This is a genomic window from Leuconostoc lactis KCTC 3528 = DSM 20202, from assembly GCF_014651235.1.
Lineage (GTDB): Bacteria > Bacillota > Bacilli > Lactobacillales > Lactobacillaceae > Leuconostoc > Leuconostoc lactis.
Window position 1 is genome coordinate 16,845 of the sequence record NZ_BMWM01000010.1, and the last position, 24,251, is coordinate 41,095.

Below are 24,251 nucleotides of genomic sequence, written 5' to 3' on the forward strand. Positions count from 1 at the left end.
GAATGTCTGATTTAGCAATTTACGGTCTTATTTTCGGGTTGTTTTTAGCCGCGTACATACCGCGGGTGCTCCCAATTTTCTATTTTTCAAAACGGCAAATTCCTAGTTGGTTCCACGACTGGATGAAGTATGTGCCGATTTCCTTGTTTGCGGCTTTAGTGGCAAAAGATGTGTTCATTAAAGGCACAACATTTGAATGGCGTTGGCCATATGTTGTGACGGTGGTCATCGTCTTCTTGGTTGCTTATAAGAGCCGTTCTATGGTGGTTTCGGTGATTGCCGGTTTGATTGCAATTTATTTAACGACGCTATTTTTAGGTTAAAAGTCTGTCTTGGCAGGCTTTTTTTTATTGCCTTGCGGTTGGGAGGCGATACGTGAATATTTTTCATCTAAAGATGAAAAAGTTTAGTTTTATTTCTTGATGCGTATCCTCTAAGATAAATATAGACGTTATTTAAGGGGAAAAGCATCATGACACAAAAACATCAGCTGGCACGGACGCTATCAGGCCGGCATATTAACATGATTGCCCTGGGCGGAACGATCGGTACCGGTTTGTTTTTAGGTGCGGGTGGCTCAATTCAAAAGGCCGGCCCAGCTATTTTATTGGTCTATATCATTACTGGTTTCTTCGTTTTTGCCATGATGCGGGCGCTTGGCGAATTACTACTGTCTGATCATGATCAGACCACCTTTATTGGCTTCATCAAAAAATATCTCGGGCCACGAGCTGGCTTCGTGATGGGGTGGACTTATTGGATTGGTTGGATCATTATTGCAATGGCTGAGCTAACGGCTATTGGGCAATATATGCAGTTTTGGCTGCCAGGAACGCCTGCATGGCTGTGGGAGCTAATCTTTTTGGGGCTATTGTACACCATGAATATTGTGGCGGTGAAAGCCTTCGGCGAAGCAGAATTTTGGTTCGCGTTGATTAAGATTGTGGCCATTATAGCCATGATTCTGACAGGCATCATTATGGTTGTTGGCCATGTCCGGACAAGCGTTGGCGTGACCCAACTATCAACCTTGTGGTCACACGGTTTAGTGGCTGATCACGGGCGTCAACTCTTGACAACTTTCCAAATGGCCTTCTTTGCTTTCTTGGGCGTTGAATTTGTCGGGATTGCCGCTTCAGAAACTCAAAATCCGATTAAAACAATTCCAAAATCAATCAATTCCATTATTATTCGTATTTTGATCTTTTATGTTGGGGCTTTGTTGGCCATTATGGTTATTCAACCCTGGACGGATTACAGTGCCGATCACTCACCGTTTGTCCAAGTCTTTTCAAATATTGGGATTAGTACGGCAGCCGGGATTATTAATTTTGTCATTTTGACGGCCGCGGCTTCGTCATTGAACAGTGCCTTGTTTACAACTGGGCGCATGCTCTTCTCACTTTCACCGAAAAAAAGTTACTTGGCGCAAGTTAATCGGCGTTGGATCCCGTTACGGGCGATCACAGCATCGACTATCTTGGTTACGTTAGCCATCGGTTTGAACTATGTCTTCCCAGAAGATGCGTTCAGTCTGGTGACGTCAACGGCATCAGTGACATTTATTGGCATTTATGTGGCCTTGTTAGTGACGCATCTGAAATATCGTCGCTCAGCTGATTTTAAACAGGGTGAGCAACATTTTAAGATGCCATGGGCACCTGTATCAAATTATTTGACGATTGCCTTTATGTTAGGTATTTTTGTGATTTTACTATGCTCACCGGCAACTATGGGGACAACTATTTTTGCCATCGTATGGTTTATTGTACTCACTATTTTGAGTATATTACGTGTTAAAAACAACTAAAAAAACCGCCGAAAGGCGGTTTTTTTAAGCCATGAAATAAGTTAAAATCTTAGCTTCATCTAAAACGGCTTTTTCGTCGTCACGTACATCGAGCACAATTTGACCAGCATTAAGAATAATTAAGCGGTTACCATACTTTAAAGCATCGGCTAAATTATGGGTAATCATCAAAGCCGTGAGGTGATTTTTGACTACCTGGTCGTTTGTGGCATGCATGAGTTGTTCAGAAGTTTTGGGATCTAGCGCTGCGGTATGTTCGTCAAGCAGTAATAATTCCGGTTTGACGCGGGTAGCCATGAGGAAACTCAACGCTTGGCGTTGCCCACCTGAGAGATCACCAGTTGCAGTTTGCAAGCGGGTATCTAAATTGTTCCCCATAACCTTGGTCAATTGGGCATATTCAGCAAGTTTTTCTTTAGTGAGTCCGCGTGGCCGCAATGTCCGTTTTTGGCCACGTTTTTCGGCTAATAACAGATTTTCAGCGACGGTCATCCGTGGCGCTGTCCCCATTTTAGGATCTTGGAAGACGCGTGCGATGGTGTCAGTTCGGGAAACGGCTGTGGTATGGGTAATATCTTGCCCGTTGTGCAATAAAGTACCTGACGCAACGGGGAGATTACCGGCAATAGTGTTAAACAAGGTAGACTTTCCGGCACCGTTAGTCCCAAGTACGGTAATGAAATCACCGTCATAAATATTAAAGTTGAGATGATCAAGGATTTTGACGTTGTCACCAACGGTGACAACAATGTCTTGTAATGAAAGTACCGGTTTAGTCATGTGGTGTGACTCCTTTTTTGATGACGTGTTCCAAGCGTAAAGCCTGACGTAATTGTGGTAACATCATGGCGACAGCGAGGACAATGGCTGAAATCAAATTCAAATCGTTTGTTGAGAAGCCAAGTTGCAAAACGGCTAGTAGGACCAGACGGTAAATAATTGAGCCGACAATGACGGCAACGAGGCGTTCGTTCAAAGACAACTCACCAAAGGCGACTTCACCAATGATAATCGAGGCCAGCGCGATAACGATCACACCAATCCCCATGTTGATGTCGGCATAGCCATTATTTTGGGCGATGACAGCCCCGCCAAAGGCGATTAAACCATTGGAAAGCATCAAGCCCATAATGGTCATCCGATCGGTCTTAATACCAATAGATTGTGCCATTGTGGCATTGTCCCCTGTAGCAATAAAAGCTTGCCCAAGCTCTGTTTGCAAAAAGAAGATTAGGCCAAGCGTGATGACGGTAATAATTACAAAGCCGACGACAACGCCATCAAAATATTTTGGTAAGTGTTGGAGAAAGGATGCTGAGAAAATGGATTGTTGGTTGAGCAAGGAAATATTGGCTGACCCCATAATGCGTAAATTAATTGATAATGACGCTGTCATGACTAAGATACCAGCCAAAAGGATTGGAATACGGCCTTTGGTGTAAAGTAAGCCAGTCGTTAAACCAGCTAACGTGCCAACGACAAAAGCGGCAAGGGTGGCTAAATAAGGATTAAACCCGTGCGCAATCATGGTCACGGCAGTGGCGGCCCCGAGGGGAAAGGACCCTTCAACGGTCATGTCGGGGAAGTTTAAAATTCGGAAGGTAAGAAATAGGGCAACGCCTAGAACGGCCCAAAGTAGCCCTTGGCCAATGCTTGATACGATCATACTCATTTGATGACTTCTCCTTTGGTTTCTGCTGCTTTAATCATGCTGTCGGGGAGTTGAATCCCTAATAGCTGCGCTTGCTTTAAGTTCACGACCATATCCCCTTGGGTAATGGTTTTAACGGGGTAGGTGGCAGGATCTTTACCTTTGAGCACCTTGGCGGCCATGATGCCGGCTTGATACCCAATATCATATTGACTCACAGAAATAGTCGCTAAGCCACCATCTTTGACCATGGTATCAACTGCTGGAATGACTGGAATTTTGTTTTGATTGGTGACGTTAATCAGCGTCTTCATGGCACTGGCCACGCCGTTATCTTGTGGGGCATAAACCACATCCACTTGACTTGCCATGGTTTCGGCAACTTGTTGCATATCATTAGTCGTTGAAATGGTATACAGCTTGACGTTGTAACCCGCTGCTTGCGCAAGTTTGGCCATGTTTTTGGCATTATATTCACCACCGTGATCAGACGTGGTATAAATGATTCCTAATTTTTTAGCATGGGGGACAGCTTGTTGGATTACGCTGAGGTGTTGTGATAGCGGTGAGTCACCGGTCGTCCCGGTCACGTTATTACCAGAATGTTGGGCTGTTTTGACTAATCCTGAGCCAGCCGGATCAGTAATACCGGCTAAAATAACCGGGTGATCACCGTTGGCTGTTTTAGCTAATGACAAAGCGGCTGGTGTCGCAATCCCAATGGTGAGGGTGGCATTTTCATTGGCAAATTTTTGTGACATCGTTTTTAAATTGGCCTGGTTCGCTTGGGCATTTTGATAATCAATTTTGATTTTCTGCCCGCTATAACCTTGTGATTTTAAGCCAGCGAGAATCCCGCGATGAATCTCATCTAGGGCGGGGTGGGTTACCAGTTGTAGGATCCCGATAGTGGGGACCGTGTCAGCCTTTTTGGCGCTACTGTTAGGGTGACTAGTTGTCACAAACGCCACGGCGAGAAAGGCGACAATGGCCGTGATAGTAGCTAGTAAACGTTTATTCATCTTCAATTCTCCGAATTTCTCTCTAAAATAAAATTGACCTTGGATGGCCACACAGGGCTTTCCAAGGTCAAAAGAAAAGTCTGTATGGCATATTCCCATACAGACTCGAATGTTACACAAAATGCGTCGGTATGGATAAAACAAATGTTTTAAACATCAGCTTTATCCGTTACCGAAAAGCTGACTTACCGACGCCACCAGGCATTGTTCAATTGTGCTAACACATTTTGCATGATTTTTTCTCCGATTTGTTTATGGCTTTAAGAATACTAAGAAGTCCATGAGTTGTCAATAGTGACTTTAACATTTTTCTTGAGGCGTTTTTTTTAATCTGTCGTTGGGCATCATCACTATTTGTGGTGTGATAGCAGAAAAATTTTCTGAAAATGTTGAAAATAACTATGATTTGAAAATGTAAACGGTCGCTTTTTTGCTCATTGACGACAAAGTTGTTAGAATAGAGAGTATGCAAAAACAACAGCATTATTTAACAGAACTGGCACTTGTGAGCTTTGGTGGTGGGATCGGCGGAAGCCTACGCTACCTGTTGCACTTTGTTCCAGGTATTGGCCCCCTACCAGTGATGACTATGATGATTAACTGGTCGGGTACGTTTCTTTTGGCTTGCCTGGGTGCCTATCTAGCACAAAGGGCGAGTCGACTCGCGAGTTGGCAAACGTTTATCGGTACGGGTGTGATTGGTGGGTATACCACGTTTAGTACGATGGTCTTGAAATATTTCCAATTGACGACAATAGCGCTTGTTTGGGCGGTAGGTTATTTGCTACTGACAATCGTTGGTGGCTTGATTTTTCTGCGCTTTGGGCGTTGGTGCGGTCGTCGGTTAGGTGGTGTGCAATGACCATACTAATGGCGATTTTTATCGGTTCTTTTGTCGGGACAATGTTACGCTATGTGTGTTTGACGTTTTGGCCGTGGCAAACGACGTATTTAACAGCTGTCTTTACCGTGAACATGATAGGGGCCTTTTTTATGGGTGTCATGTTTGCCACTAATACCTTACAAGTTTGGCATGGGGCAATAGCCACCGGTGTGCTTGGTGGTTTAACCACTTTTAGTACCATGATGACCCAAAGTGCCCAACGGCCACGGCGACAAAGTCTTTATTTGATCGTACAGGTTGCGACGGGATTGTTGAGCTTTGTCTTAGGTAGCTTACTGGCTGTCATTTTAAAATAAATCAATAAGATACCGGCCGTTGTCCCCTTAATTAACGACTGGTTTGGGAGAAAATAATGTCTAAAATAGCAATTATTAGTGATTCAGCTTCAACAATACCGACTACCTTGCGTAATCGGTATCATATTTTCCAAGTGAATGATCCGATTATTTTCGGGGATGAAGTGTATAAAGAAACAGTTGACGTTCAGGGTCTTGGCGAATTAGTTAAGATGATGAAAGACAAGAAAATGATTGCCTCAACGTCACAACCAGCACCTGGCGATTGGGAAGAGGCTTTGAACGATGCCAAAGCAGCCGGCTATGATGCCGCTTTGATTATCCCGATTTCTGCTGGGTTGTCAGGCGCCTTCCAAACAGCGCAAGCCGTGGCGGCTGGGTATGATGGCATGGCTGATGTGCGCGTATGGGATTCTAAGTTTGCCGTGATGGGTTCAGGCATGCAAGCCGTGATGGCTGCTGATATGGCTGAAAAGGGCCGCTCAATGGATGACGTTTGGGCTGCTTTGACAACGTTACGTGAGACTTTTGATGTGCGTTTTGCTGTCAATGACATTTCACATTTGCAACGGACGGGCCGTTTATCACGTGGAGCGGCGCTAGTTGGTGGTTTGTTAAACATTAAGCCCATTTTATCAATGGATGTCCAAGGTGAAGGTAAGATTGGTGCCGTTGGCAAGGCGCGCAAGATGAGCGGCGCCTTAAAAGAAATCAAAACCGCATTGGATCAATATTTGACCCAGGTCGATTATCCAGTTCGGGCTGTTGTGGTTGATGGTAATAATCAAAAGCTCGGGGATAAGTGGTTAAAGGACTTACAAAACGAGTACCCAATGGTGACCTTTGAACGTGGTGAAATTGGGGCTTATATTGGGGTTCATACAGGTGATGGCGCCATGGGTGTCTTATGGGCCCGTGATTGGGAAAATATTATTTAATCATAACTGATGATGACAGTAGTCGAGGGTAACCTTGGCTGCTGTTTTATTTTTTTGTGGCGCATAGTGTCTCAGTGTGACATGATATAATAGAACGATACAATTAATATATGGGGACGACTAAATGAAACAATCGAAAGCATACCAAATTACGTATGAGGTATTAAATGCCGTCACGCACGGCTTGGGATTTTTATTAGCCGTTGGCGCAGGAGTTGCGCTAATTTTTCATGTCTTGCGACGCCCGGTAACAGGGTTAGAAATTACAGCAATCGCTATCTATGTGACCACGGTGGGCTTCTTTTTATTAGCTTCAACACTTTTTCATTCGCTGGTCTTTACCCGAGCAGCTAAAACTTTTCAATTCTTTGATCATGCCGGGATTTACCTAGTGATTTTGGGCAGTTATACACCATATACTTGGCTATTAATTAAAGGTTGGGTCGGTTGGACGATTTGGGGTGCCATTTTGGCAATGACCATTGCTGGCTTTATCTATGACCTATTTTTTGTTGGCCGTTGGCCATGGGTGTCCGTGACGATTTATTTGGTTATGGGTTGGTTGATTGTCTTAGCGATGCCGGTACTTTGGGGCGTTTTGTCACATACAGCCTTTTGGTTGTTGCTGGCTGGTGGCTTGACTTATTCAGCAGGGACAATTTTCTATCTCGTACCAAAAATTCCAATGGGTCATGTTTACTGGCACTTTTTTGTGCTAGGTGGCGCTGGCTTAATGTTTGCTAGTATTTATATCAGTCTATAAAAAAGCAATCATCAGTTGATGATTGCTTTTTTGATGCTTTAATGCAAAGAAAAACAGCGCATCAGATCTGATGCGCTGTTAATGTAGTGGACAGTCAGGGGCTCGAACCCTGGACCCACGGATTAAGAGTCCGTTGCTCTACCAACTGAGCTAACTGTCCATCACGTTGTATTGTTTCAAACAACATATAATATAATATCATGGGATTAAAATTTGTGCAACACTTTTTAGCAAAAAAATGCTGAAATTGACATTTTATGGCGAGTTGCAAGAATATAGTATAAAATAAAGAAAGTTAAATTGGAAGGAATTGTAGTTGTTAAGTGATCAGCTACACAGTGATTAACCTATGTTAGACTTTATCAAATCAGTGATCATTGGGATTGTTGAAGGGATGACTGAATTCTTGCCTGTGTCATCAACTGGCCACATTATCTTGGCAGAATCGTTAATGCAAATCCCTGGTGGTGCCCTTTGGACTAAGAGTTTTACGGCTGTTTTCGATTATGCCATTCAACTTGGTGCAATTTTTGCCGTGATTCAACTTTACTTCCATAAATTGAATCCTTTCTCAGCGCAAAAAACGCCACGTGAACGTTTCCAAACTTGGCGTTTGTGGATTAAGGTGATTGTTGGTGTTTTGCCAGCGGTTGTGTTTGGACTATTGTTGAATGACTTTATGGATGCGCATTTGCTTAATCCATGGGTCGTGTCAGCGACGTTGATCATCTACGGTATTGCGTTTATCGTGATTGAAAATCGCCAAAAGGGTATTGCGCCACGTGTCACTGACGTTAACAAGGTGACGTATCAAATGGCGTTGTTCATAGGTTTGTTCCAATTGCTTTCACTAGTACCTGGAACATCACGTTCTGGGGCAACAATCCTTGGTGCCATCTTGCTAGGTGCCTCACGATTTGTTGCGGCTGAATTCTCATTCTTCTTGTCAATTCCAGTGATGTTTGGGGTGACAATCTTGAAAGTGGGGATGTACTTACTACATGGTGGCTCATTTACTGGTGGTCAGCTCGGCGTTCTCTTTGTTGGGTTCGTTGTATCATGGCTTGTTGCTTTGTTTGCCATCAAGTTTATGTTGCGTTATATCCAAAACAATGACTTCAAGGCCTTTGGTTGGTACCGAATTGTGATTGGTATCGTCTTCTTGATTTTGGGTGCTGCTGGTTTGCTCCACATGGCCTAATAAAAAAGCTTTCAAACGATGGTTTGAAAGCTTTTTTAAATGTCTTGAAACAATGCCGCCCAGGCTTTTTGAGAGAGTTTAGCCGGTTTTGGTCGGCGTGGTTTGGGTTGATAGGTAGCTTGTTTGTAGTAACGGAAAATGTCGGCTTGAACGGGTTTTTCTAACGGTAAACCCACTCTGACAAAATCAAGGGCATCAGGTGGTAAATCAGGGTAGTTGTGATGGTGTGTGATAAACCATTGTTGCATGGTGGGGTTCAGGCCTGCGTGGCGACGGATACGTTGCAAAATTTCATCGAGGCCGAAGTTAATATGATGAATTTGCGTTTGTAGTTGCCGCATAACGGTTTCAGGAATACCCAGATGATCGGCAAAATGGGTGATGCCTAACCGGATTTCTGTGCCTTCGCCATTTTCTAAGACATATTGATGCTTGAGTCGGCGGCCACATGCACAGTATAGTTGTTTTTCTGTGGGCGTATCATAGGCGTCGTTATAGTGGTACGCTTTGAAAAGCCATTGGCCATCACGACCGAAAAGTTGGCGATCCATCATCAAAGAGGTCTGACGGTAGCGAATATGTTGTATCAGCACGGCTTGTTGTTCAGCGGTTAATTGTTGCCACGTTTCTTGACGGCGTGCTTTGGTGAGAGCAACTTTGTGAGATTTTGGTCTTGTCATTGTAAAATTATTGGGTCATGTGTTCGTTTTAACAAACGTTTGTTCTTAGTTGTGATAAATAAAAGCTAGGCCGTTAGCCTAGCAACGTCGTATTATGGCCGTTCAGGTACTGAAAAAGTCATATCTGGGGGTGTCAGTAGACCAATGTCTTTGACAACAACCTGACCAGAGAGATGGGCACCCACTTTTTGGGTGAGACCAAGTTTGTTATAGCCAAACGTGACGGTCGTGTGGGCTTTGAGTGCCGCCCCGCGGACTTCACCGGTTGAAGCATCAATACCGGTTGGTGTATCAACTGCAATAACAGTTTTTTCGATGTGATTGGCTGCTTTAATCATTTTTTGCAAGCCTTCTGGGAGGATATTATTTAAACCAGTCCCGAAAATCGCATCAATGATCAAGGTTGCTTGGTTAAAGTCACTTTTTTCGGCCCGTACCAACCCGTATTTTTCGATAATGGCGAGTTGTCGATGAACGGCATCTTTAGCGCGTGCCACGTTACCCACAAATTGCAGGGAAACGTTGAAACCTTGTGCGTAAAGTAAGCGGGCAATCGCGACACCGTCGGCGCCGTTATTGCCTAAGCCGGCAAGGACGAGGATATGATCTAAATTAAAATGGCCAGCGCCAATGACGTCAAGGACTGCCATTGCAGCGCGTTCAATGAGTACGTCTTGTGGAATCCCAATTGTTTCTACGGTATAGTTATCAATTTTCTGCATTTCTGCAGCTGTTACAAGTTGCATGCGCGTCACTTTTCTTTCTCAATCTGCATTTTATTATACAGGATATTCGCGTATCGTGGGATATGATTTCCTTGACTTGTTAATGTTCGTCTTTTTATTTGATACAATAGGTAATAAATCTATTGGAGGCAGCACATGCAACACCTTGACTACAGTCAGCAAGATACTTGGCGACAAGCTGACGACACACCATTTCAATCACCGATTGATATCAATCAACAGCAAAGTAAGCCAGTGATGGCCTCAGCCATGACCTTAACATTTCAAGGCCAAACCACCTATGATGATCGGATTGTGGGTGAACAATTCTTAGTGAATGGCACATTGCAATTGGATGGCGAGACCTGGCAATTAGAACGTTTCCATTTTCATGATGGGGCAGAACATTTGATTGATGGTCATCGGCATGATGCTGAAATTCATTTTGTGTGTCGACAAGGTGAGCGCGTCTTGGTCTTAGCTGTTTTAGCTGATGTCGCAAGTGACGTGACATCAACCCCTATTCAGGCCATTTTAAACGGGCCGGTGGCCGCACAAAGACTCGTTGGGTTACTACCCACTGATCGTGCGTATTTTCGCTATGTGGGTTCCTTGACAACACCACCGTTAGGTCAAGATGTGACGTGGCTCGTTTTGGCACAACCCATTGGCATGACAGCTGCAGATACTGCTTTGTTGCATGCGCGCTATCCCGAAAACTATCGTGATGTACAAGCGTTAGCTGGTCGTGAAATTTTATTTGTATCAGGGAAAAAATAATCATGTGGTCGTGATATTTGACAAGACTAAGCGCCGTAGACGGTGCTTTTTTTGTTGTGAAACACCACTGTATCAGGTAAACTAGAGATTATGGAAAACTTTCAAGAACAATTAAAAAATCGTCGTACTTTTGCGATCATTTCGCACCCCGATGCCGGAAAAACAACGTTAACGGAACAGTTATTGCTCCATGGTGGCGTGATTCGTGAAGCGGGAACCGTTAAAGGCCGTGGCTCAAATAAATTGGCCTCATCTGACTGGATGGCCATTGAACAGCAGCGTGGAATTTCTGTGACTTCTTCGGTCTTGCAGTTTGATTATGATGGCAAGCGAATTAATATCTTAGATACACCTGGGCACGAGGACTTTTCTGAAGACACGTACCGGACGTTAATGGCCGTGGATTCGGTGGTCATGGTGGTCGATGCCGCAAAAGGTATCGAGCCGCAAACCAAGAAGCTGTTTGAAATCGTGGCACAACGTGGCATTCCCGTCTTTACGTTCTTTAACAAAATTGATCGTGATGCGCGACCAGCCTTGGATTTGTTAGATGAATTAGAGTCAGTTTTGGGTATTCAAGCTTATCCAATGAATTGGCCGGTGGGTTCAGGACAGATTTTGCAAGGCATTTATGACTTGCAACGTGACACGATGGTGCCGTTTAAAAATGCCTCATCGCATCCAGAGGTGGTGGATGAAACCATGGATGAAATTGAATTGTTGCGTGATGCGGGGAATCCATTTGACCGTGACGCCATTGCGCATGGGCGCCTGACACCGGTTTTCTTTGGTTCAGCCTTGGTTAACTTTGGGGTGACCGAATTCTTGCGTGATTACTTGGCCTATGCGCCGGCTCCAGCTGCCGTGACAACGGTTGATGAACAAGTCGTTGCACCAGAAGATGCGCAATTTACAGGCTTTGTCTTTAAAATTCAAGCGAACATGGATCCACGCCATCGTGACCGAATTGCCTTTGTGCGGATTGTGTCTGGCGAATTTAGCCGTGGGATGGACGTGACCTTACAACGCAACAATAAAAAGTTGAAGTTGTCCAATGTGACACAGTTTATGGCGGAAGAACGTGAAAACGTCCAAACGGCCGTACCTGGTGATATTATCGGTGTTTATGACACGGGGAATTTCCAAATCGGTGACACGATTTATGCCGGGAAGAAGGTGGTCCAATTCCCAGATTTGCCAACCTTTACCCCTGAACTCTTTAACCGCGTGATTGCCAAAGATGTGATGAAGCAAAAGTCATATCACAAAGGCATTCAACAATTGGTGCAAGAAGGGACGATTCAACTCTACAAGTCTTGGCAGGGCAGTGAATATATTATTGGTGCCGTGGGTCAGTTGCAGTTTGAAGTGTTCCAATTCCGGATGGAAAATGAATATAACGTCGAAATTCAATTTGAACCCATCGGTTCAAAAGTGGCGCGTTGGATTGCCCCTGAACAATTAGATGAAAAAATGGCATCTAGCCGTAACTTGTTGGTGAAGGATCGCTATGATCAACCCGTTTTCTTGTTTGAAAACAAGTTTGCGATGAACTGGTTCCACGACAAGTATCCAGATGTTGTCCTAGAAGAAAAGATGTAATCCCAAAAACAATCGCAGTTAAAACGTGTGATTGTTTTTATTTTTAATCCTATTGTAAGCGTTTACATAGCGTGGTAGAATAAAGATAACAAATAAAGAGGAGGCCATTAATGACGCAAAGTAATTTATCAGAAATTGCAGCGTTAGGGCATCAACTTGTAGACAATGGTTAATAACAATAACATCCTAAGGGATAACATCAAAGCGTGATTTGAACCATTAACCGGCGTGATAAAAATTTATCCACTACGTCAAATAGACATAACAGCAGATGATATTTTCTGGACAATAGTGACAAGTAATGTAGGGGTGATAAATTGGCAAGAAGCGAGAAGGTGACCGAACGTGAATGTTTCAGCTTCAATCTGCGTTTGCAGCGCAACCTTATAATTACATACAAAAGAACCTGACATTATGCATAGCATGAGTCAGGTTCTTTGGTTTATAATGGAAGTGTTGAAACTCGCGCTGGTTGTGGGTTTTAGAATATTTAGGAGGATGTGTTAACGCGAGTTGACAAAACACGATTATGACGACAAAAGCAAATAATGCGATTTATGATGTCCATGATAAGCCGCCTTTTTGGACGTGGTTTGGACTATCATTGCAACACTTATTCTCAATGTTCGGTGCGACAGTCCTCGTGCCGTTGTTGGTTGGTTTAAATCCTGGGGTTGCGCTATTTATCTCGGGTGTCGGCACGTTGCTCCACATGTTGATTACCCGTGGGAATATCCCGGCCTATATGGGTTCGAGTTTTGCCTTCATTATTCCGATGACGTCATTGATGAAAACAGTGGGTTATCCAGGCGTGGCACAGGGAATTATCTCTGTTGGTCTGGTTTACCTTGTGGTAGCAGCTATCGTGACTTTTATTGGGACACGTTGGATTGATCGCTTGTTCCCAGCGGAATTAGTTGGCCCAATCATTGTGGTGATTGGCTTGAGTTTAGCTGGTTCAGCGGCTAGTTCAGCCACGATGTTAAATGGGAAATATGATTGGAAAATCTTTGTGGTGGCGTTGATCACATTGCTTGGGACAATTGCCTTTAACATGTTTCTCAAAGGTTTCTTAGGCCTATTATCAGTCCTATTAGGGATTATTTTTGGTTACATTGTCGCGTTGGTCTTTGGGTTGGTTGATTTATCACCAGTTGCTGCCGCACATTGGTTCCAATTACCAGATTTTGAAACGTTTATTGGCAAAGATGGTTTTCAGTTCTATCCTGCCGCCGTTTTGAGTATGGCACCGCTTGCTTTAGTCACCTTGTCTGAACATTTGGGTCACTTGATGGTGTTGTCAAAAGTGACGGGACGTGATTTCTTTAAAAACCCTGGCTTGAAGCGTACCTTAGCTGGTGATGGAACAGCCTCAATTGTTGCGGGATTAGTTGGTGGACCGGCGGTCACGTCTTATGGTGAAAACATTGGCGTGATGCAGTTGAGTCGTGTTTATTCCGTTTGGGTTATTGGTGGTGCTGCCGCCTTTGCTGTTGTTTTCAGTTTCATTGGTAAATTATCAGCTTTGATTTCAACGATTCCAGGCGCGGTAACTGGTGGTGTCGGTTTTGTGTTGTATGGTGTCATTGCGGCGGCTGGTTTGCAAGTCATCGTTGATAACAAAATTGATTACACGCAGAAGCGCAATTTGATGATTGCAGCGCCAATCTTAGTGATTGGTATTGGTAATTTCCATCTGCAACTTGGGCCACAAGTTGATTTTTCTGGTGTGGCAATTGCAACATTGTTAGGGATTATTTTGAATTTAACGTTGCCAAAAGTGGCGGCGAGTGAAAAGTAACAAGTGGGTCACCACTTGTTTTTTTTATCACAAAAAACGCGATATTTAAGGCAAAATAGCGACTGGGTTGCGTTGAAGAAACCGCTGGGTCAAGTCATGATGAGCCGACAGGTGAAATTATGAGGCCACGCGCAATTTTTTGGTTGAGCAGTACTATGCCTAGATATAACTCTGTTTTGTGGGTTATAATACCGTTAAAAATTGATAATTCTTGTCCAAATCATGTCAAGATTATATTTTTTCTAGATTTCAAAAAATGAAACGCTTTCTTTGTGAAAAAGTGGGGTAAAACGGTTGTATTTCATTTTGAAAAGCGTATTATAGATTTATATGTTATGACGAATAGCCGTTTACGACCATTTCGCCAAATTTATTGAGAAAGGAGAAGGCGCATGGATGACCCTACGGCACCGTTTGAGTTTCTTGGCCTCACGTTTGACTGGGGTACGATAATTTCAACGTTGCTGGCTATGGCAATCGTTGTGATTGTATCAATTGTGCTCACACGACAGTTGTCGATACGACCAGGTAAGCGACAGAATTTGATTGAATACTTACTTGATTTTACGAACAACATCGTGGATGGCCAATTGCCACAGAAACAGGCACGCCAATTTGGTTTGTACGCATTTACGTTGTTTTTCTTCATCATTGTGGCAAACGAAATGGGTATGCTGCTGCAATTGCAGGGTGCAAATGGGGTGACTTATGTTAAGTCTCCGACTGCGGACCCGATCGTGACGATGACGTTAGCCGTGATGACATTGATGGTAGCCCACGGTATGGGTGTCCAACAACTTGGTTTTAAGGGTTACCTTAAAAATATGTTGTTGACCCCTTATGCTTGGATGCTACCCCTTAATATCATTGAACAATTGGCTAACTTCTTAACGTTATCACTGCGTTTGTTTGGTAACATTTTCGCTGGTGAAATGTTATTGACACTCGTGGCTAAAAGCCTCGCTTGGCCGGGACACTTTAATGGGTTCTGGACAGTGTTGGCATTGCCGATTGAAATGGTCTGGCAAGGCTTTTCACTCTTTATCGGTGGAATACAGGCCTACGTATTTGTAATCTTGACTGGCGTATTTATCGCACAGTTGTCAGGTAACGAATAAATGTACGCGGTAAGAGTTGCTGCTCTTACTGAACAACACGCGGGAGCGTTTCATCTAATAAAAATAGACTGCTGTTGGCACATGACGGGTATTGTCTGCTGTCAACACGATATGAATAAGGAGTAATCTCATGGATTTGCACAATCTTGGTGTAATCGCAGCGGGTATTGCAGCCGCTGGAGCCGCTATTGGTGGTGGTATTGGAAACGGTGTTTTGATTTCACAATTCTTAGCAGGTATGAGTCGTCAACCAGAACTTGAAAGCCGTTTGTTGTCTCGTATGTTCTTGGGTGTTGCGTTGGTCGAAGTTATGCCAATTTTGTCAATTGTCTTCGCCTTTATGTTGATGAGTAAGTAATCATATAGAATGAGTGGAGGAAAATCATGTTTGGTTTAACAACCTTAGCAGCACATCAATTGCCACTCGGTAATATGCTGTTTATTATCATTTCATTCCTCGTGCTGATGGTTATTTTGAAGAAGGTGGCTTACGGGCCGTTGACTAAAGTACTTGACGAACGTGCTGCGAAAATTTCGTCGGACATTGATAGTGCGGAAAAAGCACGTCAAGAAGCCGAAAAATTAGCTGCACAACGGCAAAGTGAATTAGCTGATACGCGTCAACAGGCAACCAAGGTTATCGCTGACGCCAAAGCTAGCGCACAAAAGCAAAGTGAAGCATTACTTGCTGCTGCTTCTGAACGTGCAACTTTAATTAATCAGCAAGCGCAAACAGATGCTGAGAAGCTCAAGGAAGACGCGATTTCTAACGCAAAAGACGATGTAGCAGCGCTCTCAGTAGCGATTGCTTCAAAGCTGATGCAAAAGGAACTCTCGTTAGATGATCAACAAGCATTAATTGATGCTTACATTTCAGATTTAGAAACTAAATAAGGAGTATTGGGATGGCAAAAAATCTTAAAGATGTCGCTAACCAATACGCTAAAGCAATTTTTGACTTGTCTAGTGACTATCAAATAGTTGATGAAACACTAGCAGATTTACGTGCGATTAAGGCCGTGCTGGCAGACAGCCCAGATTTTATTCAAGCTGCAACATCAAATGATGTTGACGCGCAGGTCCGTGTTAATTTGTTACAGACGTTGACACAAGGCGCAGTTGAACCCGTGCAAAATTTGGTGAAACTATTAGCACGTAATCAACGTCTTAACGTATTGCCCTTAGTGGTTGATGCGTTTAATCAGTATTATAACGAGGCCAACGGCATCGTGGATGTGACAGCAACAACAGCTGTGGCATTGGACGACGCGCGTTTATCAAAATTAGCCAATGTCTTTGCCGCTAAAACTGGCGCAAAGCAGGTTAATCTGACAAATGTTGTGGATGCAACAATTCTTGGTGGGGTGATTTTAAAGTCACAGTCAACCCTGATTGACGGTAGTCTACAAACAAAAATTGCCAAAATGAAGGCACAATTATTAGGTTAGTGAGGAAGAATAATGGCGATTCAAGCTGAAGAAATTTCTGCTTTAATTAAGCAACAGCTCGAAAAGTTCGACACAACGCTAACGGTAGAAGAAGTGGGAACTGTTACTTATATTGGTGACGGTGTGGCCCGTGCAACTGGCTTGGCCAATGTTATGGCTGGTGAGTTGCTCGAATTTGCTAATGGCACGTTCGGTATGGCCCAAAACCTCGAATCAAGTGAAGTCGGGATCATCATTCTTGGTGATTATGACGATATTCGCGAAGGTGATACAGTTAAGCGTACTGGCCGCATCATGGAAGTACCGGTCGGCGAACAATTAATTGGGCGTGTTGTGAACGCGTTGGGACAACCCATTGATGGTATGGGTGAAATCAAGACAGATAAGACACGTCCGGTTGAAGTTAAAGCACCAGGTGTCATGGAACGTAAGTCTGTCTCTGAACCATTACAGACGGGGATTAAAGCAATTGATGCCCTTGTACCAATTGGTCGAGGCCAACGTGAATTGATTATCGGTGACCGTAAGACAGGTAAGACGTCTTTGGCCATGGATACAATTTTGAATCAAAAAGATCAAGACATGATCGTGATTTATGTGGCGATCGGACAAAAAGATTCAACGGTGCGTACACAAGTTGAAACATTACGTCAACTTGGGGCGATGGATTATACCATTGTCGTGAATGCTGGTCCTTCAGAACCAGCACCAATGCTGTATTTGGCCCCTTATGTTGGCGCAGCAATGGGTGAAGAATTCATGTATAACGGCAAGAACGTGTTGATTGTGTATGATGATCTATCAAAGCAAGCCACGGCTTACCGTGAACTGTCATTGATTCTACGTCGGCCACCAGGTCGTGAAGCCTATCCAGGTGATGTCTTCTACTTGCACTCACGTTTGCTCGAACGTGCAGCCAAGTTGTCAGATGAACTGGGTGGTGGTTCAATGACAGCCTTGCCAATCATTGAAACACAAGCTGGCGATGTTTCTGCTTATATTCCAACTAACGTGATTTCAATCACGGATGGTCAAATTTTCTTGGATGCTGAACAATTCTATGCTGGTGTACGACCAGCCATTGATGCGGGAACTTCTGTGTCACGTGTTGGTGGTGATGCGCAAATTAAGGCGATGAAGAAGGTTGCCGGCACACTGCGTTTGGACTTGGCATCATTCCGAGAACTTGAAAGCTTTGCGCAATTCGGTTCTGATTTGGATGCGGCAACCCAAGCTAAGTTGGCGCGTGGTCGTCGGACGGTTGAAGTTTTGAAGCAACCATTACACCATCCAATGCCGGTTGAACAACAAGTGTTGGTATTGTATGCCTTGACACACGGTTATTTGGATGACGTGGCAATTACAGATATTCAACGTTTCCAAGATGAATTGATTGCTTATGTCTCAGCCAATGCAGACGATATCTTTAAGACAATTGTTGCAACAAAGGACTTGCCAGATGAAGCTGTTATGAATTCAGCAATTGAAGCCTTTAAGGCTGGTTTTGCTGGTTCAGCAGCAGAATAATAGGAGGACGCTGCAATGGCTTCTTTGCAAGATATTCAGCGTCGTATCTCATCCACAAAAAAGACGCGGCAAATTACGAGTGCCATGCAAATGGTCTCAACAGCTAAACTCAACCAAATTCAACGTTACAGTGCGGGCTATCAAGCCTACGCTGCACGGTTAGAGGCGGTTGTCGAACATTTAGTATCAGCGAACTTGTTTCGTAATGCTGATGCTAAGCACATTCCACTCATTGCACAACGTCCAATTAAGAAGACTGGGATTCTTGTGGTAACCTCTGATCGTGGATTGGTGGGTTCTTATAACGCTAATATCATTAAACAAACCAACGCCTTGTTGGCGCGTTTAGGTTTGGACCAAAACAACACGGTGATTTTGGCAGTTGGTGGTAATGGGGCTGATTTCTATAAAAAGCGTGGCTTCAACGTGATCTTAGAGCATCGTGGTGTGTCTGATATTCCATCATTTAATGAAATTCGTTCGGTCGTTAGAACGGTGACAAGCTTGTATGAAACAGAAGTGTTTGATGCTTTGCATGTCGTGTACAATCACTTTGTAAACCGTTTGACGAGTGAATATCGTGATGTCCAACTCTTACCTTTGACCGGTGATACGTTGGATGCGATGGGTGGCACAGATGCTGCGAAAGCAGAGTTAGACGTTCAAAGTGCGTATGAAATTGAACCAGATACGACGGCTGTCTTAAACGTAGTGTTACCGCAATTTGCACAGAGTCTCGTGTATGAGGCTGTTCTTGATGCGAAGACGGCTGAACATGCAGCTTCATCGACAGCGATGAAGAGTGCTACTGATAACGCCAAAGATCTTATCAGTGGTTTGGAGTTGCAGTTTAACCGTGCGCGTCAGGCAGCAATTACGACAGAAATTACAGAAATTACAGGTGGTATGGCAGCGCTTGAGTAAGGCGCGACCAACTGTAACCATTAATCAAATTAAACGCTGCGTGTTTGCAGTGATGTGTGGTACAAATTTAAAGATGTCATATGCTAAATTGAAAGGAAAACGACAATGAGTACTGGAAAAGTCGTACAAGTGATTGGTCCGGTCGTCGATGTTGCGTTTGAACCAGGAAATGTCATCCCTGAAATCAATAACGCGCTCAAAATCGATAAGGGCAATGGTCAAAATTTGACAGTTGAAGTATCATTGGCACTGGGCGACGGTGTGGTTCGTACCATTGCGATGGACTCAACTGATGGCCTCCAACGCGGTATGTCAGTAACGGACACTGGCGCTGCAATTCAAGTGCCAGTTGGGGATGCGACATTGGGTCGTGTGTTCAATGTTTTGGGTGAACCAGTGGACAATAATGGTCCGGTGGCGCCTGATACACCACGTCATTCAATCCATCGTGCTGCACCTAAGTATGATGAATTGGCAAGTTCAACAGAAATTTTGGAAACTGGGATTAAGGTGATTGATTTGTTAGCACCTTATATCCGTGGTGGAAAAATTGGGTTGTTCGGTGGTGCCGGTGTTGGTAAGACGGTGCTAATTCAAGAATTGATTCATAATATTGCACAAGGCCACAATGGTATTTCTGTCTTTACGGGTGTCGGTGAACGCACACGTGAAGGTAACGATATGTATCATGAAATGGCTGAATCAGGTGTTTTGAGCCAAACAGCCATGGTTTATGGTCAAATGAACGAACCACCAGGTGCGCGTATGCGTGTTGCGTTGACTGGTTTGACAATGGCAGAAAGCTTCCGTGATAACGAAGGTAAGGATGTGTTGTTGTTTATCGATAACATTTTCCGCTTTACGCAAGCTGGTTCTGAAGTGTCAGCCTTGCTTGGTCGTATTCCTTCAGCCGTTGGTTATCAGCCAACGTTGGCCACAGAAATGGGTCAATTGCAAGAACGAATCACGTCAACCAAGAAGGGTTCTGTCACATCTATTCAAGCCGTTTATGTGCCTGCCGATGATTATACGGATCCGGCACCAGCTACAACATTTGCGCACTTGGATGCCACAACGAACTTGGAACGTTCCCTAACACAACAAGGTATTTATCCAGCCGTGGATCCATTGGCGTCAACTTCTTCAGCGCTTGACCCACAAGTTGTTGGTCAAGAACACTATGAAGTAGCAACAGAAGTACAACGGACTTTGCAACGCTATCGTGAATTGCAAGACATTATTTCAATTTTGGGAATGGATGAATTGTCAGACGAAGAAAAGACAACGGTTAACCGTGCACGTCGTATCCAATTCTTCTTGTCACAACCATTCTCAGTTGCGGAAACATTCACCGGTATTAAGGGTGAATATGTCCCTGTTTCAGAAACAGTGCGTTCATTTAAGGAAATCTTGGCCGGTAAGTATGATGACTTGCCAGAAGATGCTTTCCGTAACGTTGGTGTGATTGAACAAGTTGTTGAAAAAGCCAAGACAATGGCCCAATAAGGGGGTATTGAGAGATGGCAGATGAAAAGACCGCAACAGGCATTACAGTCCAAATTGTGACCCCTGTTGGTGAAATATATAATGAACCAAATGTAGATTTGGCCATTGTGAATACACAAGGCGGCCAAATTGGTGTCATGAAAAAGCATGTGCCGTTACTCGCTGCGTTAACCATTGATGAATTAATCATCAAAAAAGGCGATCAACGTGAAGTTTTAGCGGTGAATGGTGGTATTGCGGAATTTTCAAATGACCTGTTAACAGTTGTTGCTGACAGTGCTGAAACTTCTGACACCATTGATGTGTCTCGGGCGCAGAATGCCAAAGAACGTGCGGAAGCCCGTATTGCGCATGCCCAAGATGATAAAAATGATGCCGAATTGGCACGAGCACGGGTTGCCTTAATGCGTGCCGTTAACCGTATCCATGTGGCGGCGGTCAAGCAAGGCAAGTAATGTGCTGTAAGATAAAGCATGAAAAACCGAACAGTAATGTTCGGTTTTTTTGTGTCTTTTTAAATGTTAGGCGTTGTTCAAAATACAAACGTTCGGATTAGACGTTATATTTTGGTTTAATGTTCACGACGTGCCGGATGTTCCATTTTAAAATGAGGAGATTATAATTTGAAATCAGAATTACTGCCATGTTTTTCTGCTATATTGTAAAGAACGCAAATATACACCATCTTTACGCAACTAGGCCGTGTTTTTTGACACAGCTTCTGTATGCTGAAGACAGTCATATTTGAGACACAAATTGCACGATGGGTATAAGGAGAGAAATACCATGAGTAAGAATGCGAAAACGCTCGCAGGGATCGCTGTTGTTGTGATAATTGCAATTGCAGCCTATTTTGGTTTCACACATACAGGGTCAAAGTCAACGTCAGAAAAGACGATTCAAGACATCAAGGTTTACTTTGTGCCATCAAAGCAACCAGATCAAATCATTACCATGACCAAGCCGTTAAAAGGTTTGCTGATTGAGCAATTGAAAAAAGAAGGTTATGACGTTAAAAACGTTGATATCAAAGTTGGGACAAGTTACGAAGCAGCTGGGGAAGCCTTGACTTCAGGAACGGCTGATGTCGGCTTCATTCCTGGGGGAACTTATGTCATGTACCAAGATGGTGCGCAAGCGTTGTTGACTGCAACACGCGCTGGTCTGAACAAGGATTCTGCTGATGCAGCTAAGTGGAATGATGGTAAGCCAACCGAGAAGACAGATAAGCAAGTATCAACGTACCGATCAATTTTGATTGCTGGGCCATCAGCTAAGGGACAAGAATTGGCCAAAAAAGTCAATGCTGGTGAAAAGTTGACCTGGGATGATTTGAATTCAGCCAAGTGGGGCTTGTCATCAACGACGTCATCAGCAGGTTACATTTATCCATCACTCTGGTTGGATAAGCGCTATGGTAAAACGGTTGCAGATTTGAAAAACACCGTAACCGTTGACTCATACGGCTCAGGTATGGCACGTTTGGCTGCTGGTCAAATTGATATTTTGCCAGCTTATGCCGATGCCCGTAGTGACTTTGCGAAAATGTGGACAACAGATTACCAACAACCAAAATCAATCTGGGCCGAGACAAACGTCATCGGTGTGTCACAAAACATTTATAACGATACAATTTCTGTTTCAAAGAAGTCAAAGATTATGACACCGGCATTTCAAAAGGCTTTGTCACAAGCTTTCATTAATTTAGCTAAGACGCCTGAAGGTAAAAAAGTGATTGCCATCTACTCACATGAAGGTTATGTGCCAGCGAAGTCATCAAACTATGATGGCGAACGCGCTGCCCAAAAGTTGCTGAAATCAACACAAAAGTAAACACACAAGATAAGGCGGCGCTGATAATAGCGTCATCAGTCAAAGTGTTAGAACAGTGAGTGGCTATCATAGAAAAGCAGCGCAACTTTGCGCCGCTTTTCTTGCGTTAGAACAGCAAGACTGGCGCACGGCACAGAAAATGAGGACGGCAAAAATGATCAAATTTGAACATGTTTCAAAAACCTATCCCAATGGGGTTAAGGGGCTACAAGATATTAATTTAGAAATTCAAGACGGTGAGTTTATTGGCATTATTGGGATGTCGGGGGCAGGGAAGTCGACGCTGATTCGGACAATCAATCGCTTGAATAATATTACCGAAGGCCAACTCACGGTTGATGGGATTGAAATTTCAACTTTGAAAGGGCAAGCCTTGCGACAATATCGGCGCAAAGTAGGCATGATTTTCCAATCGTATAATCTTGTGCCACGTATCTCAGTTCTCAAAAATGTGATGAGTTCGTTGGTGCCGGATATGCCATTTTGGCGCGTGTTGTTTGGGGTATTTTCCAAAACAGAAAAGATTCGCGCACTAGAGGCACTAGATCGGATGTCAATGTTAGATAAAGCATTCGTGCGGACTGATCAATTGTCTGGTGGTCAACAACAACGGGTGTCATTAGCGCGGACATTAACGCAAAACCCAAGTGTCCTACTGGCTGATGAACCTGTGGCAGCGTTAGATCCGGTGACGGCGCACGAAGTCATGGATGACTTTAAGCGGATCAACCAAGAATTAGGCCAAACGGTGCTGATTAACATTCATCACGTTGACTTAGCCTTAGAATATACGCAGCGTATTATCGGTATTCGTGCGGGGCAAATTGTTTATGATGGCCCAGCTAGCGGCATCAATCAAGCCACCCTGGACTTAATCTACAGTAAAGATGAGGGACAGTAATGGGTTGGTATGATAAATTATTTGAAGCCGAAAGCTATCAGTTAGCTAATGGTAAAGTGGTCTCACAAAAATTTACGCGATTGCCACTCATTATCGTGTTATTGCTAATTGGTATTAGTATCTCGGTGTGGGTAACTGGGTTTAGTTTGGTCACCTTAGTGACCAATTTTGTCGGTTTTTGGCAAATTCTGGCGAGCATGTGGCCACCTAATTTGGCCTATTTTTCACAAGTGTGGCCACCGTTGTTGGTCACGATTCAAATGTCATTTTTTGGCTCGTTTTTTGGGGCAGCGTTGGCTTTGCCGTTTGCAATTATAGCAGCGCACAACGTGATGAATCATCGACTAGTCAATTTAGTGGTGCGCTTTATTTTAACCGTTGTGCGAACGATTCCGACATTGGTGGCCGCTTTGATTGCGACTTATATTTTCGGGTTGGGCACCTTTGCCGGCACCGTGGCGATTTTCCTTTTTAGTTTCTCATTTGTCGGGAAACAATTATTTGAATATATTGAAACGGTGAATATGGGGGCCTATGAAGCGTTAATCGCTACTGGTGCCAGTGCACCGCGGGCGTTTGTGACCACCATCTTGCCACAAATTTTACCGACTTATTTATCAACGTCGTTATTTGCGTTTGAAGGTAATGTGCGTTACGCCGCTATTTTAGGCTATGTTGGCGCTGGTGGTATTGGCATGATTTTGAACGAAAAAATTGGCTGGCGGGAATTTCAAAGTGTGGGCATGATTTTGCTAGCAATCTTTGTCGCTGTGATTGTGATTGAGATGGTTAGTCAACAATTACGTCGCTATTTGAGTTAA

The 24,251-nt window shown here is 43.9% G+C and carries 26 protein-coding genes and 1 tRNA gene; 21 read left to right on the forward strand and 6 right to left on the reverse strand.

What is annotated here, in order from left to right:
- Positions 1 to 2 precede the first annotated feature (2 nt).
- Together IE039_RS04070 and IE039_RS04075 are read left to right on the forward strand one after the other, a co-directional pair.
- Positions 3 to 323: an AzlD domain-containing protein gene (locus IE039_RS04070; RefSeq protein WP_010005917.1), complete on the forward strand. Its 321-nt coding sequence runs from the start codon at positions 3 to 5 to the stop codon at positions 321 to 323.
- 149 nt (positions 324 to 472) lie between these two features.
- On the forward strand, positions 473 to 1,810 hold the full coding sequence (locus tag IE039_RS04075; RefSeq protein ID WP_189428777.1) for an amino acid permease: 1,338 nt from the start codon (positions 473 to 475) through the stop codon (positions 1,808 to 1,810).
- Between the two features lie 24 nt (positions 1,811 to 1,834).
- Here IE039_RS04075 and IE039_RS04080 read toward each other — a convergent pair whose 3' ends face one another.
- The 3 genes from IE039_RS04080 to trpX are packed head-to-tail and all read right to left on the reverse strand — an operon-like array spanning position 1,835 to position 4,483.
- Positions 1,835 to 2,590 carry an ABC transporter ATP-binding protein gene (locus tag IE039_RS04080; RefSeq protein WP_189428778.1) on the reverse strand — a complete coding sequence of 252 codons (756 nt, stop codon included), beginning with the start codon at positions 2,588 to 2,590 and terminating at the stop codon, positions 1,835 to 1,837.
- On the reverse strand, positions 2,583 to 3,482 hold the full coding sequence (locus IE039_RS04085) for an ABC transporter permease (protein WP_010005833.1): 900 nt from the start codon (positions 3,480 to 3,482) through the stop codon (positions 2,583 to 2,585). Before IE039_RS04085 ends, IE039_RS04080 begins: the two co-directional genes overlap by 8 nt.
- Positions 3,479 to 4,483, reverse strand: coding sequence for a tryptophan ABC transporter substrate-binding protein (trpX, locus tag IE039_RS04090; protein ID WP_019040670.1), 1,005 nt, complete (start codon positions 4,481 to 4,483; stop codon positions 3,479 to 3,481). The genes IE039_RS04085 and trpX overlap by 4 nt, the downstream gene beginning before the upstream one ends.
- Before the next feature lie 466 nt (positions 4,484 to 4,949).
- On the opposite strand from trpX, the gene IE039_RS04095 reads away from it, so the two are divergent.
- From IE039_RS04095 to trhA, 4 genes are all read left to right on the forward strand, one after another.
- Positions 4,950 to 5,345: a fluoride efflux transporter FluC gene (locus tag IE039_RS04095; RefSeq protein WP_189428779.1), complete on the forward strand. Its 396-nt coding sequence runs from the start codon at positions 4,950 to 4,952 to the stop codon at positions 5,343 to 5,345.
- Positions 5,342 to 5,683 carry a fluoride efflux transporter FluC gene (locus IE039_RS04100; RefSeq protein ID WP_019041690.1) on the forward strand — a complete coding sequence of 114 codons (342 nt, stop codon included), beginning with the start codon at positions 5,342 to 5,344 and terminating at the stop codon, positions 5,681 to 5,683. The genes IE039_RS04095 and IE039_RS04100 overlap by 4 nt, the downstream gene beginning before the upstream one ends.
- 56 nt (positions 5,684 to 5,739) lie before the next feature.
- Positions 5,740 to 6,621 carry a DegV family protein gene (locus IE039_RS04105; protein ID WP_019041689.1) on the forward strand — a complete coding sequence of 294 codons (882 nt, stop codon included), beginning with the start codon at positions 5,740 to 5,742 and terminating at the stop codon, positions 6,619 to 6,621.
- A 124-nt stretch (positions 6,622 to 6,745) separates the two neighbouring features.
- The gene (trhA, locus tag IE039_RS04110; RefSeq protein WP_189428780.1) at positions 6,746 to 7,384 is read left to right on the forward strand and encodes a PAQR family membrane homeostasis protein TrhA; all 639 of its coding nucleotides are present in this window, start codon (positions 6,746 to 6,748) and stop codon (positions 7,382 to 7,384) included.
- A gap of 87 nt (positions 7,385 to 7,471) precedes the next feature.
- Here trhA and IE039_RS04115 read toward each other — a convergent pair.
- Positions 7,472 to 7,544: transfer RNA gene (locus IE039_RS04115), tRNA-Lys, on the reverse strand.
- 189 nt (positions 7,545 to 7,733) lie between these two features.
- Here IE039_RS04115 and IE039_RS04120 point away from each other — a divergent pair.
- A complete protein-coding gene (locus tag IE039_RS04120) occupies positions 7,734 to 8,585 on the forward strand; it encodes an undecaprenyl-diphosphate phosphatase (RefSeq protein ID WP_146975848.1) in 852 nt (283 codons plus the stop codon).
- A gap of 35 nt (positions 8,586 to 8,620) precedes the next feature.
- On the opposite strand, the gene IE039_RS04125 is transcribed toward IE039_RS04120, so the two are convergent.
- Positions 8,621 to 9,265, reverse strand: a complete 645-nt coding sequence (locus IE039_RS04125) for a hypothetical protein (RefSeq protein WP_189428781.1) — start codon at positions 9,263 to 9,265, stop codon at positions 8,621 to 8,623.
- A 92-nt stretch (positions 9,266 to 9,357) separates the two neighbouring features.
- Complete coding sequence (locus IE039_RS04130; protein ID WP_010006140.1) at positions 9,358 to 10,011, reverse strand: NAD(P)H-hydrate epimerase; 654 nt, start codon at positions 10,009 to 10,011, stop codon at positions 9,358 to 9,360.
- A 135-nt stretch (positions 10,012 to 10,146) separates the two neighbouring features.
- Between IE039_RS04130 and IE039_RS04135 the strand changes: the two genes are divergently transcribed.
- The 14 genes from IE039_RS04135 to phnE all read left to right on the forward strand — a co-directional run bounded on the left by IE039_RS04135 (position 10,147) and on the right by phnE (position 24,251).
- A complete protein-coding gene (locus IE039_RS04135; protein ID WP_189428782.1) occupies positions 10,147 to 10,770 on the forward strand; it encodes a carbonic anhydrase family protein in 624 nt (207 codons plus the stop codon).
- A 90-nt stretch (positions 10,771 to 10,860) separates the two neighbouring features.
- On the forward strand, positions 10,861 to 12,372 hold the full coding sequence (locus IE039_RS04140) for a peptide chain release factor 3 (RefSeq protein ID WP_189428783.1): 1,512 nt from the start codon (positions 10,861 to 10,863) through the stop codon (positions 12,370 to 12,372).
- A 529-nt stretch (positions 12,373 to 12,901) separates the two neighbouring features.
- Complete coding sequence (locus tag IE039_RS04145; protein ID WP_010002257.1) at positions 12,902 to 14,173, forward strand: uracil-xanthine permease family protein; 1,272 nt, start codon at positions 12,902 to 12,904, stop codon at positions 14,171 to 14,173.
- Positions 14,174 to 14,565: 392 nt separating this feature from the next.
- A complete protein-coding gene (gene atpB, locus IE039_RS04150) occupies positions 14,566 to 15,291 on the forward strand; it encodes a F0F1 ATP synthase subunit A (RefSeq protein ID WP_029510011.1) in 726 nt (241 codons plus the stop codon).
- 130 nt (positions 15,292 to 15,421) lie between these two features.
- On the forward strand, positions 15,422 to 15,649 hold the full coding sequence (atpE, locus tag IE039_RS04155; protein ID WP_010001510.1) for a F0F1 ATP synthase subunit C: 228 nt from the start codon (positions 15,422 to 15,424) through the stop codon (positions 15,647 to 15,649).
- A 26-nt stretch (positions 15,650 to 15,675) separates the two neighbouring features.
- The gene (gene atpF / locus IE039_RS04160) at positions 15,676 to 16,185 is read left to right on the forward strand and encodes a F0F1 ATP synthase subunit B (RefSeq protein WP_010002258.1); all 510 of its coding nucleotides are present in this window, start codon (positions 15,676 to 15,678) and stop codon (positions 16,183 to 16,185) included.
- 11 nt (positions 16,186 to 16,196) lie between these two features.
- On the forward strand, positions 16,197 to 16,739 hold the full coding sequence (gene atpH, locus IE039_RS04165) for an ATP synthase F1 subunit delta (protein WP_010002260.1): 543 nt from the start codon (positions 16,197 to 16,199) through the stop codon (positions 16,737 to 16,739).
- A 12-nt stretch (positions 16,740 to 16,751) separates the two neighbouring features.
- Positions 16,752 to 18,266: a F0F1 ATP synthase subunit alpha gene (gene atpA / locus IE039_RS04170; RefSeq protein ID WP_189428784.1), complete on the forward strand. Its 1,515-nt coding sequence runs from the start codon at positions 16,752 to 16,754 to the stop codon at positions 18,264 to 18,266.
- A 15-nt stretch (positions 18,267 to 18,281) separates the two neighbouring features.
- Positions 18,282 to 19,190, forward strand: a complete 909-nt coding sequence (locus tag IE039_RS04175) for a F0F1 ATP synthase subunit gamma (protein WP_010002737.1) — start codon at positions 18,282 to 18,284, stop codon at positions 19,188 to 19,190.
- A gap of 105 nt (positions 19,191 to 19,295) precedes the next feature.
- Positions 19,296 to 20,696: a F0F1 ATP synthase subunit beta gene (atpD, locus tag IE039_RS04180; protein ID WP_019040754.1), complete on the forward strand. Its 1,401-nt coding sequence runs from the start codon at positions 19,296 to 19,298 to the stop codon at positions 20,694 to 20,696.
- A gap of 14 nt (positions 20,697 to 20,710) precedes the next feature.
- A complete protein-coding gene (locus IE039_RS04185; protein ID WP_019040753.1) occupies positions 20,711 to 21,151 on the forward strand; it encodes a F0F1 ATP synthase subunit epsilon in 441 nt (146 codons plus the stop codon).
- Between the two features lie 331 nt (positions 21,152 to 21,482).
- A complete protein-coding gene (locus tag IE039_RS04190; protein WP_189428785.1) occupies positions 21,483 to 22,529 on the forward strand; it encodes a phosphate/phosphite/phosphonate ABC transporter substrate-binding protein in 1,047 nt (348 codons plus the stop codon).
- A gap of 154 nt (positions 22,530 to 22,683) precedes the next feature.
- Positions 22,684 to 23,430, forward strand: a complete 747-nt coding sequence (gene phnC / locus IE039_RS04195) for a phosphonate ABC transporter ATP-binding protein (RefSeq protein ID WP_029510006.1) — start codon at positions 22,684 to 22,686, stop codon at positions 23,428 to 23,430.
- A complete protein-coding gene (phnE, locus tag IE039_RS04200; protein ID WP_010003735.1) occupies positions 23,430 to 24,251 on the forward strand; it encodes a phosphonate ABC transporter, permease protein PhnE in 822 nt (273 codons plus the stop codon). Before phnC ends, phnE begins: the two co-directional genes overlap by 1 nt.